The sequence below is a fragment of the Allobosea sp. OAE752 genome, assembly GCF_050433265.1.
Lineage (GTDB): Bacteria > Pseudomonadota > Alphaproteobacteria > Rhizobiales > Beijerinckiaceae > Allobosea > Allobosea spartocytisi.
The window spans coordinates 348,010-359,840 of sequence record NZ_JBNPXO010000002.1; the positions used below are offsets into that span (position 1 = coordinate 348,010).

Here is an 11,831-nt window from a genome sequence, read left to right on the forward strand (position 1 = left end):
TGCGCTTCGCTCCGCCCGATGATGAGGACGAGGCCGAACGCCACGAAGGAGGCTCTCCCATGCTGCGCATGATCGGCCAGCGTCTGATGACGACGATCCCCTCGGTCATCGGCGTGATCATCGTCACCTTCCTGCTGACGCGGGTGCTGCCGGGCGATACCGCGGCCTATTTCGCAGGCCCTGCCGCATCGCCGCAGGCGATCATCGAGATCCGCTCCAAGCTCGGGCTCGACCAGCCGCTGCCCGTGCAGTTCGTGTCCTATGTCACGGCGCTGGTGAAGGGCGATCTCGGGACCTCGCTGACCACCGGCCAGCCGGTGACGGCCGACCTCGCCGCGCGCCTGCCAGCCTCCGCCGAACTGACGCTGGCCGGGCTGCTGCTCGCCATGGCGGTCGCCTTGCCGCTCGGCATCCTGGCGGCTGTGAAGCAGGGCTCCTGGATCGACCATCTCTGCCGCGTCGTGGCGACCGCGGGCGTCTCGCTGCCGGTGTTCTTCACCGGGCTCCTGCTCGTCTATGTCTTCTATTTTCTGCTCGGCTGGTCACCGGCGCCGCTTGGGCGGCTCGACGTCTTCGCCTCCGAGCCACCGCGCGTGACCGGCCTGCTCCTGATCGACACGTTGTTAGCGCGGGATTTCGAGACCTTCCGGGGCGCTTTCGCTCAGTTGATCCTGCCGGCGGTGACACTCGCCATCTTCTCGCTGGCACCGATCACCCGCATGACGCGGGCCTCGATGCTGGCCGTGCTCGGCGCCGATTTCGTGCGCACTGCCCGCGCCAGCGGCCTGACGAACCGCAAGGTCATCGGCACTTATGCTTTCCGCAACGCCATGCTGCCGGTGGTGACGACGCTCGGCATGGTGTTCTCCTTCCTGCTCGGCGCCAATGTGCTGGTCGAGAAGGTCTTCGCCTGGCCCGGCGTCGGTTCCTATGCGGTCGAGGCGCTGATCGCGTCGGACTACGCGCCGATCCAGGGCTTCGTCCTGACCATGGCGATTCTCTACGTCGCCCTGAACCTGATGATCGACGTGCTCTACGGCGTCATCGATCCCCGTGTCAGGCTGGAGGGTTGAAGAGCGTGAACGACATGGCCAAGGTCGAGCCGGCACCCGCCCAGGCAATCCCTGCCGAACCCGCTCCGGCGCTGCGCTTCGAGGCGCCGCCTTCCACCAGCCTGTGGGCGCATGCGCGCCATATCGTCGCCGAGAACCCAGTGACGGGGCTCGCCTTCGGGCTGTTCGCGCTGATCCTGCTGGCGGCAATCTTCGGCCCCTCGATCGTCCCCTACGACCCGCTCGCGAGCAACACCAACGCCGCCCTGCAGGCGCCGAGCCGGGCGCACTGGTTCGGCACGGACCAGCTTGGCCGCGACATCTTCAGCCGCGTGGTGGCGGCGACACGGCTCGACTTCTCGATCGCGATCTTCTCGGTGGCGCTGGTCTTCCTGATGGGCGGGCTTGCCGGCGTCATGGCCGGGTTCTACGGCGGCTGGATCGACAAGGTCGTCGGCCGCGTCGCCGACACCATCATGGCCTTCCCGCTTTTCGTGCTGGCGATGGGCATCGTGGCGGCGCTGGGCAACTCGGTCGGCAACATCGTGCTGGCGACCGCGATCATCAATTTCCCGCTCTATGCCCGCGTCGCGCGTGCCGAGGCGAATGTGCGCCGCGATGCCGGCTTCGTGCAGGCGGCGCGACTTTCGGGCAATTCCGACTGGCGGCTGCTCCTCACCCAGATCGTGCCCAACATCATGCCGATCATGGCGGTGCAGATGTCCCTGACCATGGGCTATGCGATCCTGAATGCGGCAGGCCTCTCCTTCATCGGGCTCGGCGTGCGCCCGCCGACCCCGGAATGGGGGATCATGGTGGCCGAGGGCGCGAGCTTCATCGTCTCCGGAGAGTGGTGGATCGCCTTCTTCCCCGGTCTCGCCCTGATGATCGCCGTGTTCTGCTTCAACCTGCTCGGCGACGGCGTGCGCGATCTCGTCGACCCCCAGCGGAGGAACTGACATGACGGCAGTCCCTCTGCTCGAGATCAGGAACCTCACCGTCGAATTCGCCACCCGGCGCGGAGCGGTGCAAGCGGTCAAGTCGATCGATATCAGCGTCGCCAAAGGCGAGACCGTGGCGATCGTCGGCGAGTCCGGCTCCGGCAAGTCGGTGACGTCCTATGCCGTGGTGCGCATTCTCGATCGCGCCGGCCGCGTCGCCGAAGGCACGATCTCGTTCTCGGGCGTCGATCTCGTCGCGGCCGAGGAGACCCAGATGCGCGATCTGCGCGGGCGCGAGATCTCGATGATCTTCCAGAACCCGCGCGCAGCGCTCAACCCGATCCGCAAGGTCGGCAAGCAGATCGAGGACGTGCTGCTGCAGCATGTCCAGGCGACGCGTGCGACGGCCAAGGAGAAGGCTGTCGAGGCGCTGACCAAGGTCAAGATCGCCCGCCCCGAGGAGCGCTACGACGCCTATCCGTTCGAATTGTCGGGCGGCATGTGCCAGCGTGTCGTGATCGCGCTCGCGTTGGCCTGCCAGCCGCAATTGCTGATCGCCGACGAGCCGACGACGGGCCTCGACGTCACCACGCAGAAGGCGGTGATGGACCTCATCGTCGAGCTGACCCGCGAGCGCGGCATGTCGACGATCCTGATCACGCACGATCTCGGCCTCGCCGCCGCCTATTGCGACAAGGTCGTCGTGATGGAAAAGGGCAAGGTGGTCGAGACCGCGCTGGCCAGCGAGATCTTCCGCAACCCGCAGCATCCCTACACCCGCAGGCTGATGCAGGCGACGCCGCGACTGGGCACGAGCCTCGCAGACTTGCTGCTCGACGCGCCGCAAACCGTGCCCGCCGAAGCCAGGACAGCCGTGACTGAGCCGAAACCGGCGGCCGAGGCCGGTCCCCTGATGCAGGTCGAGAATCTGGTCAAGGAATATCCGCGGGCCGCGACCGGTGCGCTCCTCGCCAAGCTGATGGGCAAGGCCGAGCCGAAAAAGCCGGCCTTCCGCGCCGTCGATGGCATCAGCTTCAGTATCGCCAGGGGCGAGACGCTGGGGCTCGTCGGCGAATCCGGCTGCGGCAAATCGACGACCTCGATGATGGTCACGCGACTGATCGACCCCAGCGGCGGCAAGATCGTCTTCGACGGTACCGATATCGGTGCGATTCCCGCCAAGCAGTTCGCCGCGTCGCCGTATCGCCGGCGCATTCAAATGGTGTTCCAGGACCCGACCGACAGCCTCAATCCGCGCTTCACCGCCGAGCGCGCCATCGCCGATCCGATCATGCGGATGGGTGCGGTCAAGGGACGCGATGCCCTGCGTGCGCGCTGCGAGGATCTGGCGAGGCTCGTCGGCCTGCCGGTCGAACTGATCGACCGCTTTCCTCACCAGCTTTCCGGCGGGCAGAAGGCGCGCGTCGGCATTGCGCGCGCGATCGCGCTCGACCCGGATCTGGTTATTCTCGACGAGCCCACGGCCGCGCTCGACGTGTCCGTCCAGGCGGTGGTGCTGAATCTCCTCGAAGAGCTCAAGGGACGGCTCGGCATGAGCTATCTCTTCGTCTCGCACGATCTCAACGTGGTGCGGTTGCTCTGCGACCGGGTGATCGTGATGAAGACGGGCTCGATCGTCGAAGAAGGCACGGCGGAGGAGGTGCTCGGCGATCCCAAGGCGGAATATACGAGGGAATTGCTGACCGCGATTCCGCACCCGCCGCTATAAGCGCGTCCTGCCCGCGATCGCCATCGCGGGATAGTTCTCTGGAGATGCCTGCAGATGAAGATCAACGACCCTGCCGTGCTGGCCGAGGTGGAAGCCGCCTTCGCAGCCTATGAGGCCGCGCTTACCGGCAACGACGTCGCAACGCTGGATGCGATCTTCCGCAAGGCGCCCGAGACCTTGCGCTACGGTGTCGCCGAGAACCTCTACGGCCATGACGAGATCGCCGCCTTCCGCTCGGCGCGCTCGCCGGTCGGACTCGAACGGACGCTGGAACGCACCGTCATCACGACTTACGGCGACACGACGGCGACGGCGAACACCATGTTCCGGCGCGACAGCATGGTCGGCAAGGTCGGTCGGCAGAGCCAGACCTGGGTCAAGTTCGCGGAAGGTTGGCGCGTCGTCAGCGCCCATGTCAGCATCATCCCCGAATGAACGGCAGGCGGCGGCGCATTCTTCATGACGCCGTGACCGGCATCGCTCTGCCTGCTATGCAGGCATCGGCGATCCCACCTGCCTTCCGATCCTGATCATGCCGCCGCGCCCTGCCGCCACTTTGGCGATATCCAAACCTGCAGCGCCACCGCGGACGCGGACCGAAGCACTTCGTCTGCAGATCGCCGACGAGATTGTGTCGGGGGCGCTCGAACCGGGAACGCCCCTCGACGAGCAGGAGCTTGCGGCGCGGTTCGGCGTCTCGCGTACTCCGGTGCGCGAAGCGATACGCCAGCTCTCGGCCTCGGGTCTCGTCAGCGTCCGGCCGCATCGCGGCGCGGTCGTGGCCTTGCCCACTCCGACGCAGCTCGACGACATGTTCGAGGCGATGGCCGAGCTTGAGGCGCTCTGTGCGGGACTCGCCGCCCGCAACATGACCGTGCCCGAACGGCGCGGTCTGGAGGAGTTGCATCAGGTGCTGCGCGCGCTCGTCCATGAAGGCGATCCTTTGCGCTATCATGAGACCAACGAGGCTTTTCACGCCGCGATCTACTCGGGCTCGCACAATGGCTACCTTACCGAACTGACCCTGATGACGCGCGCCCGGGTCGCGCCGTTTCGCAGGGCGCAGTTCCGGGCGGCCGGGCGCCTGGGAGGCTCCTATCAGGAGCACGACCTGATCGTGCAGGCGATTCTGCGGGGCGACCAGTCCGGTGCGGCAGAGGCGATGCGCGCCCATATCGGCATCGTGCGCGACGCTTTCAGGACCTATGCGGGAGCGTCCTGAGGCTTGGCCTGCGCCGCGACGAAAGCCCGCCAGCCGCCGAACTCGGTCACATCGCGCGCAGCCTCGGTCACGATCTGTTCGCAGAGGAATCCCTTGACCCGCGTGCCGTCGGCCAGCGCCAGCGTGCCGATGCCCAGCGGGGAGGGGATGCCTGCGACGAAGCGACCAAAGCCGTCGGCAGGCATTGCCCAGACCTCGAGCGCGATGGCTGCCCCGCCTTCGCGGACGCGGATCAGGCCCGGCCGCGCCGGCGGGCCGCCGGGTAAGGCGAAGAGCCGGTAGTCCGCCGTCGTGGTGGTCGCGCGCAGGAATGTCGCGCCAAGCCCGGTCAGCTCGCCATTGAGCGGCATGCTCGACAGATGCGCACCGACGACCGCAATCTCAATCGTGCCCTGTGGAGCGGCCATCGGAAGATCCGCAAGCGGCGGCATCGGCGCGTCCAAGGCCCCGAGCGTCAAGCCGGAGGCGTGATGGAAGGCGCGGCCGAACGTGGCCAGCGCCGCATCGCGGCCGGACGGCGCGATGAAGGTGACGCCCGCCGCAGTGCCATCCTTCGCCAGGCTCACCGGCACGGCGAGCGCGCACATGTCGAGCAGGTTGACGAAATTGGTGTAGCGGCCGAGCAGCGAGTTCCTGCCGATCGGGTCGGCGGCCATCTCCGCGAGAGTGACCGGTCGCGGCGCCGTCGGCACCATCATCGCGTCGATACCCTTCAGCGCGGCCCTGGTGGCGAGCGCAAGCTCGGCCAGCCGGTATTGCGCCGCGAAGGTCTCGGCCGCATCGGGCAATGGCTTGCCGGCAATCACCTGCCTGATGACGGGCAGGATCGCTTCGGGGTCACGCGTCAGCAGCTCGCGGATCGCGAGGAAGCGTTCGGCCACCCAGGGGCCGTCGTAAAGCAGACGGGCCGTCTCGTAGAATGGCGTCATATCGAGGGGGACGATCGTCGCGCCCAAGGCCTGCGCACGCTCGACCGCCAGCGCGAAGCTGGCGGCTGCCGTCGCATCGCCGTCGAAATCGAGATCGGCGGATCGCGGGACGGCAATCTTCTGATGCGGCGGCAATGCGCCGGATTGCCCAAGCGCGACAGGCCGGGAGAACGGGTCGGTGGCATCGGCGCCCGATATCACCTCCAGAACCGCCGTCGCGTCGTCGACCGTCAGTGCGAACACCGAGACGCAGTCGAGCGTGCGGCAGGCCGGCACGACGCCCGTCGTCGAAACCAGGCCGAGGCTCGGCTTGAGCCCGACGAGGTTCTGGAGGCCGGCCGGCACGCGCCCGGAGCCGGCGGTGTCGGTGCCCAGCGCAATCGGGACGATGCCGGAAGCAACCGCGCTGGCGGAGCCGGAGCTGGAACCGCCGGGCGCCAGATCGACCCGCAGCGCATTGCGCGGCGTGCCATGGGGCGAGCGCGTGCCGTTCAGCCCGGTGGCGAACTGGTCGAGATTGGTCTTGCCGATCACGATGGCGCCGGCGGCCCTCAGCCGGGCGACTGCGGCGGCATCCTGCGTCGGTGTGTAGGCGAAGGCCGGGCAGGCGGCAGTGGTCGGCAGGCCAGCGACGTCGATATTGTCCTTGACGGCGACCGGCACGCCCCAGAGCGCACGGCCGCGCGACCCCTCCGCCTGCAGCCGCTCGGCCTCGGCGAGCGCCTCGGCCTTGGGCCGGAGCGCGATGAACATCGCCGGATCGTCGACCGCGCGCAACCGGGCATAGCTCGCGGCGATGGTCTCCGCGAGGTCGCGGCTCCCGTCGAGATGGGCGGAGAGGATGTCGCTCAAAGTCCGCACGGGCAGGCTTTCCATTTGATGGGATGGGTTGGCTGGCTAAAAATTGATCAATCGATGCGTCATTGCATGCAAGGATTATGCAATGAGCCTCCGCTTGGAGCTTTCCCGGGAAAGGCAGGGCTGTCCGCCGCAGGTCCTGCGGGCGGCCATGATCTTCGGGATCGCAGGTTTTCTTTCCAGATCAGCATGATGAAGCGGTCCGCCCGTCGCCGTTGCTCCTTCCGATGGTGGCCGCGCGTTGCGAGCCGGAGCAGGCACAGCCCTTGCAAAGCCCGTTCCGTTCGCTTTGCTCGGGGAACGCCGCCTGATGCCAGCCGTCGAGATTGCCGCGAAGCCGAGTGCTCTGCCTGTCGACTTCGCTCGCACGGCCCTGGTCATCATCGACATGCAGCGCGATTTCCTGGAGCCGGGCGGCTTCGGCGCGGTGCTGGGCAACGACGTGTCGCTGCTCGCCAAGGCGGTCGCGCCCTGCCGCCGAATTTTGGAGGGTGCGCGCGCCGCCAGCCTGCTGGTGATCCACACCCGCGAGGGGCACAGGCCCGATCTCTCGGACGCGCCGCCGGCCAAGGTGCAGCGCGGACCGGTGGAGAAGCGCATCGGTGCCGACGGGCCGATGGGGCGCATCCTGATCCGCGGCGAGGCCGGGCACGGCATCGTGCCGGCACTGGCGCCGCTGCCCGGCGAACCCGTGCTCGACAAGCCTGGCAAGGGTGCCTTCTACCAGACCGATCTCGACCTGATCCTGCGCAACCGCGGCATCGAGACGCTGCTGGTCTGCGGCGTCACCACCGAGGTCTGCGTCCATACGACGGTGCGCGAGGCGAACGACCGGGGCTATCGCTGCCTCGTTCTGGGCGATGCCTGCGCTTCGTATTTCCCCGAGTTCCACGAGGTGGGCCTGCGTATGATCGCGGCCCAGGGCGGCATCTTCGGCTGGGTCTCGACGACCGGCGAGGTGCTGACGGCGCTCGCCCGGACGGTGAAGGCGGCGTGAACCACGGCTGAAAAACGGGGACCGGAGGGTACGATGGCGGCGACTGCGACGACAGGCTCTTCACCGAAGCTCTGGACGCCGGGCGACTGGAACGCCCTGTTCGGCTTCGGTCCCCATATCCTCGTCAACCTGCTGACCACCGAGCCGCATGGCAAGCTGGAGCCCGCCGAATGAATGACGCCAAGCCGGCCTTCGATGCGGCGCGCCATTGCGATGCGATGGCGCCCGCGCTCGGTCTGACGATCACCGAGGATCAGCGCCCGGCGGTGCTGCAATTCCTGACCATCGCCGAGGCCATGGCGGCGATGGTCTTCCGCGCTCCGCTCGACGAGGCGGCCTTCGAACCGGCCGGCGTGTTCCGTGCCGGGCGTTCCGGCGGCGGAGAACCCGCGTGAGTTTCGACGCCTTCGCTCCGGCCCATCGTATCGCCACCGATATCCGAGAGGGCGCGATCAGCGCGAAGGAGGTCGTCGGCGGCTTTCTCCAGCGCATCCACAAGCTCAACCCGGCTCTCAACGCCTTTACCGACGTCACAGCCGAGCGCGCCCTCGCGCAGGCTTCAGCCATCGACGCCCGCCGCGCCGCGGGCAAAACGCTCGGGCCGCTCGCGGGCGTGCCTTTCGCTGCCAAGAACCTGTTCGACATCACGGGTCTGCCGACCCGGGCCGGCTCGAAGATCAACCGCGCACGCTTGCCCTCTGAACGCGATGCGGTGCTGATCGAGCGCCTGACCCAGGCCGACGCGATCCTGCTCGGCGGTCTCAACATGGGCGAATACGCCTATGATTTCACCGGCGAGAACGCCCATGACGGCCCCTGCCGCAACCCTCACGACCTCGCCCGCATGGCGGGGGGATCTTCATCAGGCTCGGGTGCTGCGACGGCCGCGGGGTTGGCGCCCATCTCGCTCGGCTCCGACACCAATGGCTCGATCCGCGTGCCGAGCTCGTTCTGTGGCGTCTTTGGACTGAAGCCGACCTATGGCCGGTTGCCGCGCACGCGCAGCTTTCCATTCTGCGACTCGCTCGACCATCTCGGCCCTTTCGCCCGCGACGTGACCGACCTCGCGATGGCCTATGACCTGATGCAAGGCTACGACGCGCATGATCCGGCCTGTGCGGTCCGGACGATCGAGCCAACGCTGCCGACGCTGAAGGACGGCGTCTCCGGCCTGCGCATCGCGATCGCCGGAGGGTATTTCGCGACGGATGCGATGCCGGAAGCGCAGGCCGCCGTCACCGCGGTCGCCCGGGCGCTCGGCGCAGTGCGCGTGATCGATGTCGCCGGAGCGGGCATCGCGCGTGCGGCCGCTTTCCTGATCACGAATGGCGAGAGTTCGGCCTTCCATCTCCAGCGGCTGCAGCAGCGCGCCGATGATTTCGACCCCGAGACGCGCGACCGCTTCCTGGCCGGCGCGCTGCAGCCGACGGCCTGGTATCTCCAGGCGCAGCGGGCGCGGCGCTGGTTCCACGACGAGATGATGCGGCTGTTCGAGACCGTCGACCTGATCATCGCGCCGGCGACCCCTTGCACCGCGCCGGAACTCGGCCAGAAGACCATGGTGCTGCAGGGCAACACGGTGCCGCTCAGGCCCAATATCGGATTGTTCACGCAACCGATCTCCTGCGTCGGGCTGCCGGTGGCGGCCGTGCCCGTCTTCGGGGGCTTATTGCCGATCGGCGTTCAGCTCATCGCGGCGCCCTGGCGCGAGGATATTTGCCTGCGCGCAGCCTATGCCGTCGCCCGCACCCAGGTCGCTTCCGCCCAGCCTCCGCGGCTGGACCATGACTGAATCGCCTGCGCAAGGGATGATCTGACGGCAGCGGATTTTGCAACGGGTGCTTTTGGGCTGCGAAGTCCTGATTGGGGCGCCTCCGGGTTGAGGCGCGACGCGTCAATGGCCGCCCATGACGAGGCCTTGGCCCCCCATCCGGCAGAACAGGCTTTGAAACCGCGCCCTTCCGTGCAGAAATTGCGCTCGCGCCCGGATCGTCGCGCGTCCTGCCGGACGCGATAACGGTGGTCCATGTATCTGTTATCGCATCGGATTCTTTCGAGACGTGGATTCCGGTTCTCGGTCCGATGCGATAGCGCTGTCGACGAGATGTTTGCGGAGTAGCCCGTGAGAAATCCTTACGAGGTTCTGGGTGTCGCCCCGACGGCTTCGGCCGCCGAGATTCAGAGCGCCTATCGCAAGCTGGCGAAAAAGCTGCACCCGGACCTCAACCCCGGCGACAAGGCGGCGGAGGATAAGTTCAAGGAGGTGGCGAGTGCGAACGACCTGCTGAGCGACGCCGACAAGCGCAAGCGCTTCGACGCGGGCGAGATCGACGCCTCCGGGGCGGAACGGCCGCAGCAGCACTTCTACCGGGATTTCGCGACCTCGGACCAGGGCAATCCTTATGCCGATGCGTCGGGCTTCGCCGATTTCATCGACGAGGACGATGCCTTCGCCGAGCTTCTGCGGCGCAGCCAGCGGGCGCGGGCGAACCGCCGCGGGCAGGATCTGCACTACCATCTGGCCGTCGACTTTGCGGACTCGATCACCGGCGCGACCAAGCGGCTGAATCTGCCGGATGGCAGCACGATCGACGTGACGACCCCGCCGGGTCTCGTCGACGGCCAGACACTGCGGCTCAAGGGCAAGGGCGCGCCCGGCACTGGCAAGGGTGGGCCGGGCGACGCCCTGATCGAGGTCGAGGTCAGGCCTGATCGGCGCTTCACCCGCGAGGGTGACGACATCACGCTGGAGCTGCCGATCTCGCTGACGGAGGCGGTTCTCGGTGGGCAGGTGCGGGTGCCGACGCCGACAGGCGACGTGACGATGTCGGTGCCGAAGGGCTCGAATACCGGGACGAAGCTGCGCCTGCGCGGTAAGGGCGCGCCACGGCGCGGCGGCGGCCAGGGCGACCAGTTCGTCACGCTGAAGGTGGTCCTGCCGAAATCGCCGGGGCCGGAGCTGGAGGCGTTCGTGTCGAGCTGGAAGGACAGGGATTACGATCCGCGCGAGGCGAGGGCGTGATGAGGATGACCAAGCAGGAGTTCCTGACCTCCTCGGGGCTGCAGGTTCAGGTGCTGGAGTTCTGGCTGGAGCAGCGCTGGCTCCTCCCGGAGGAGGCCGAGGCCGGGATGTTCTTCAGCGAGACCGATGTGGCGCGCGCGCACTTCATCCGGCAGCTCAAGGACGATCTCGGCGCCAATGATGCGGGCATCGACGTGATCCTGCATCTCGTCGACCAGGTCCATGGCTTGCGGCGCGTCCTTGTCGAGCTGCGCGAGGGCATGAAGGGGCGGCAGGACTAGCGGGATGGCAGGCACCGACCCGTGCCAGGCGGTGCGGGCGCCGAAAGCTGGCGGCCGGGATGGAACAGAGCTGCAGGACGGGCGGTTATGGCCCTTGTCCGTCGTGGCGCGCCGATTGGCCTGAGCGGGGACAGACTTCAACCCAGAAGGACGCTCGAGATGAACGACAAGGTCAGGGAGAACATGGATGTCATCGGCGCGGACGGCGTCCATGTCGGGACGGTCGATCGCGTCGAGGCGCAACGCATCAAGCTCAAGAAGAGCGATGCTTACGGCCGGCATGAGGGCCACCATCACTATATCGAGCTCGGTTTCGTTGCCGGTGTCGAAGGCAACAAGGTCCGCCTCTCCGCCAATGCGGATATCGCCGTGACGCTCGAAGAAGAAGCGACGGGAAAACCGGTCGATCTGTGACGGGCGCCGGCCGCGACCGCAAGCCGGCTGCGGCCGCCGCACTTTGGGAGGATCGGGAGCGATGCAGCAATACGACCTCTACATCAATGCCGGGAAGCCCGCGATCGGCCTCTATGTCGCCAGCGGCGCGAAACTTCCGGATTTCGCCGATCCGAAGGAATGGATCTTCGACGGAACCGCTGCCGCGGACCTGCTCCCGCCGAGCGTGATCGAGGGCGTGGCCAGCGCCGGCCATGCTTTCCGCGACATGGATTGAGACCTGCCGGGAGCGACGCGGCCCCGACCTTCCGCGCCAGGGCAAGGTCGGCACGCTGCCGACGCTCTTCCCATAAGCGCCGCTCCGCGCAATCATCGGCAAGACCATCCGGGCGACCGGGGTTGTTTCG

General features: G+C 67.4%; 14 protein-coding genes. 13 read left to right on the plus strand and 1 reads right to left on the minus strand.

Annotated features, from left to right (window positions below):
- Positions 1 to 59: 59 nt before the first annotated feature.
- The 5 genes from GGC47_RS06555 to GGC47_RS06575 all read left to right on the plus strand — a co-directional run bounded on the left by GGC47_RS06555 (position 60) and on the right by GGC47_RS06575 (position 4,944).
- Complete coding sequence (locus tag GGC47_RS06555; protein ID WP_038358984.1) at positions 60 to 1,073, plus strand: ABC transporter permease; 1,014 nt, start codon at positions 60 to 62, stop codon at positions 1,071 to 1,073.
- Positions 1,074 to 1,087: 14 nt separating this feature from the next.
- Complete coding sequence (locus GGC47_RS06560; RefSeq protein ID WP_112762853.1) at positions 1,088 to 2,011, plus strand: ABC transporter permease; 924 nt, start codon at positions 1,088 to 1,090, stop codon at positions 2,009 to 2,011.
- A 1-nt stretch (position 2,012) separates the two neighbouring features.
- A complete protein-coding gene (locus GGC47_RS06565; protein ID WP_429067394.1) occupies positions 2,013 to 3,722 on the plus strand; it encodes a dipeptide ABC transporter ATP-binding protein in 1,710 nt (569 codons plus the stop codon).
- Positions 3,723 to 3,776: 54 nt separating this feature from the next.
- Positions 3,777 to 4,157 (plus strand): oxalurate catabolism protein HpxZ, encoded by a 381-nt coding sequence (hpxZ, locus tag GGC47_RS06570; RefSeq protein ID WP_429067397.1) that lies wholly within the window; start codon positions 3,777 to 3,779, stop codon positions 4,155 to 4,157.
- Positions 4,158 to 4,254: 97 nt separating this feature from the next.
- The gene (locus tag GGC47_RS06575; RefSeq protein WP_429067398.1) at positions 4,255 to 4,944 is read left to right on the plus strand and encodes a GntR family transcriptional regulator; all 690 of its coding nucleotides are present in this window, start codon (positions 4,255 to 4,257) and stop codon (positions 4,942 to 4,944) included.
- On the opposite strand, the gene atzF is transcribed toward GGC47_RS06575, so the two are convergent.
- Positions 4,926 to 6,749, minus strand: coding sequence for an allophanate hydrolase (atzF, locus tag GGC47_RS06580; protein ID WP_429067401.1), 1,824 nt, complete (start codon positions 6,747 to 6,749; stop codon positions 4,926 to 4,928). The genes GGC47_RS06575 and atzF overlap by 19 nt on opposite strands.
- Before the next feature lie 292 nt (positions 6,750 to 7,041).
- Here atzF and GGC47_RS06585 point away from each other — a divergent pair, with 292 nt between their 5' ends.
- The 8 genes from GGC47_RS06585 (at position 7,042) to GGC47_RS06620 (ending at position 11,701) form a co-directional block, all read left to right on the plus strand.
- Positions 7,042 to 7,728, plus strand: a complete 687-nt coding sequence (locus tag GGC47_RS06585) for a cysteine hydrolase family protein (protein WP_429067404.1) — start codon at positions 7,042 to 7,044, stop codon at positions 7,726 to 7,728.
- A gap of 33 nt (positions 7,729 to 7,761) precedes the next feature.
- A complete protein-coding gene (locus GGC47_RS06590; protein ID WP_156115864.1) occupies positions 7,762 to 7,902 on the plus strand; it encodes a hypothetical protein in 141 nt (46 codons plus the stop codon).
- Entirely contained in the window at positions 7,899 to 8,123 is a 225-nt protein-coding gene (locus GGC47_RS06595; RefSeq protein WP_142021765.1) for a DUF4089 domain-containing protein, read from the plus strand. Before GGC47_RS06590 ends, GGC47_RS06595 begins: the two co-directional genes overlap by 4 nt.
- Positions 8,120 to 9,520, plus strand: coding sequence for an AtzE family amidohydrolase (locus GGC47_RS06600; protein ID WP_429067406.1), 1,401 nt, complete (start codon positions 8,120 to 8,122; stop codon positions 9,518 to 9,520). The genes GGC47_RS06595 and GGC47_RS06600 overlap by 4 nt, the downstream gene beginning before the upstream one ends.
- A gap of 330 nt (positions 9,521 to 9,850) precedes the next feature.
- Positions 9,851 to 10,750: a DnaJ C-terminal domain-containing protein gene (locus GGC47_RS06605; protein ID WP_429067409.1), complete on the plus strand. Its 900-nt coding sequence runs from the start codon at positions 9,851 to 9,853 to the stop codon at positions 10,748 to 10,750.
- The gene (locus GGC47_RS06610; protein WP_318652236.1) at positions 10,750 to 11,031 is read left to right on the plus strand and encodes a chaperone modulator CbpM; all 282 of its coding nucleotides are present in this window, start codon (positions 10,750 to 10,752) and stop codon (positions 11,029 to 11,031) included. Before GGC47_RS06605 ends, GGC47_RS06610 begins: the two co-directional genes overlap by 1 nt.
- Positions 11,032 to 11,190: 159 nt before the next feature.
- Positions 11,191 to 11,445 carry a DUF2171 domain-containing protein gene (locus GGC47_RS06615; protein WP_038358963.1) on the plus strand — a complete coding sequence of 85 codons (255 nt, stop codon included), beginning with the start codon at positions 11,191 to 11,193 and terminating at the stop codon, positions 11,443 to 11,445.
- Between the two features lie 61 nt (positions 11,446 to 11,506).
- Positions 11,507 to 11,701 carry a hypothetical protein gene (locus GGC47_RS06620; protein WP_112762656.1) on the plus strand — a complete coding sequence of 65 codons (195 nt, stop codon included), beginning with the start codon at positions 11,507 to 11,509 and terminating at the stop codon, positions 11,699 to 11,701.
- Positions 11,702 to 11,831: the final 130 nt, after the last annotated feature.

What these genes read in the sequence shown, in the direction of transcription:
- GGC47_RS06560 (WP_112762853.1), top strand. Translation starts at nt 1,088, where the DNA reads ATGGCCAAGGTCGAGCCGGCACCCGCCCAGGCAATCCCTGCCGAACCC.
- GGC47_RS06615 (WP_038358963.1), top strand. Translation starts at nt 11,191, where the DNA reads ATGAACGACAAGGTCAGGGAGAACATGGATGTCATCGGCGCGGACGGC.
- GGC47_RS06585 (WP_429067404.1), top strand. Translation starts at nt 7,042, where the DNA reads ATGCCAGCCGTCGAGATTGCCGCGAAGCCGAGTGCTCTGCCTGTCGAC.
- GGC47_RS06595 (WP_142021765.1), top strand. Translation starts at nt 7,899, where the DNA reads ATGAATGACGCCAAGCCGGCCTTCGATGCGGCGCGCCATTGCGATGCG.
- atzF (WP_429067401.1), bottom strand. Translation starts at nt 6,749, where the DNA reads ATGGAAAGCCTGCCCGTGCGGACTTTGAGCGACATCCTCTCCGCCCAT.
- GGC47_RS06575 (WP_429067398.1), top strand. Translation starts at nt 4,255, where the DNA reads ATGCCGCCGCGCCCTGCCGCCACTTTGGCGATATCCAAACCTGCAGCG.
- GGC47_RS06620 (WP_112762656.1), top strand. Translation starts at nt 11,507, where the DNA reads ATGCAGCAATACGACCTCTACATCAATGCCGGGAAGCCCGCGATCGGC.
- hpxZ (WP_429067397.1), top strand. Translation starts at nt 3,777, where the DNA reads ATGAAGATCAACGACCCTGCCGTGCTGGCCGAGGTGGAAGCCGCCTTC.
- GGC47_RS06565 (WP_429067394.1), top strand. Translation starts at nt 2,013, where the DNA reads ATGACGGCAGTCCCTCTGCTCGAGATCAGGAACCTCACCGTCGAATTC.
- GGC47_RS06610 (WP_318652236.1), top strand. Translation starts at nt 10,750, where the DNA reads ATGAGGATGACCAAGCAGGAGTTCCTGACCTCCTCGGGGCTGCAGGTT.
- GGC47_RS06590 (WP_156115864.1), top strand. Translation starts at nt 7,762, where the DNA reads ATGGCGGCGACTGCGACGACAGGCTCTTCACCGAAGCTCTGGACGCCG.
- GGC47_RS06555 (WP_038358984.1), top strand. Translation starts at nt 60, where the DNA reads ATGCTGCGCATGATCGGCCAGCGTCTGATGACGACGATCCCCTCGGTC.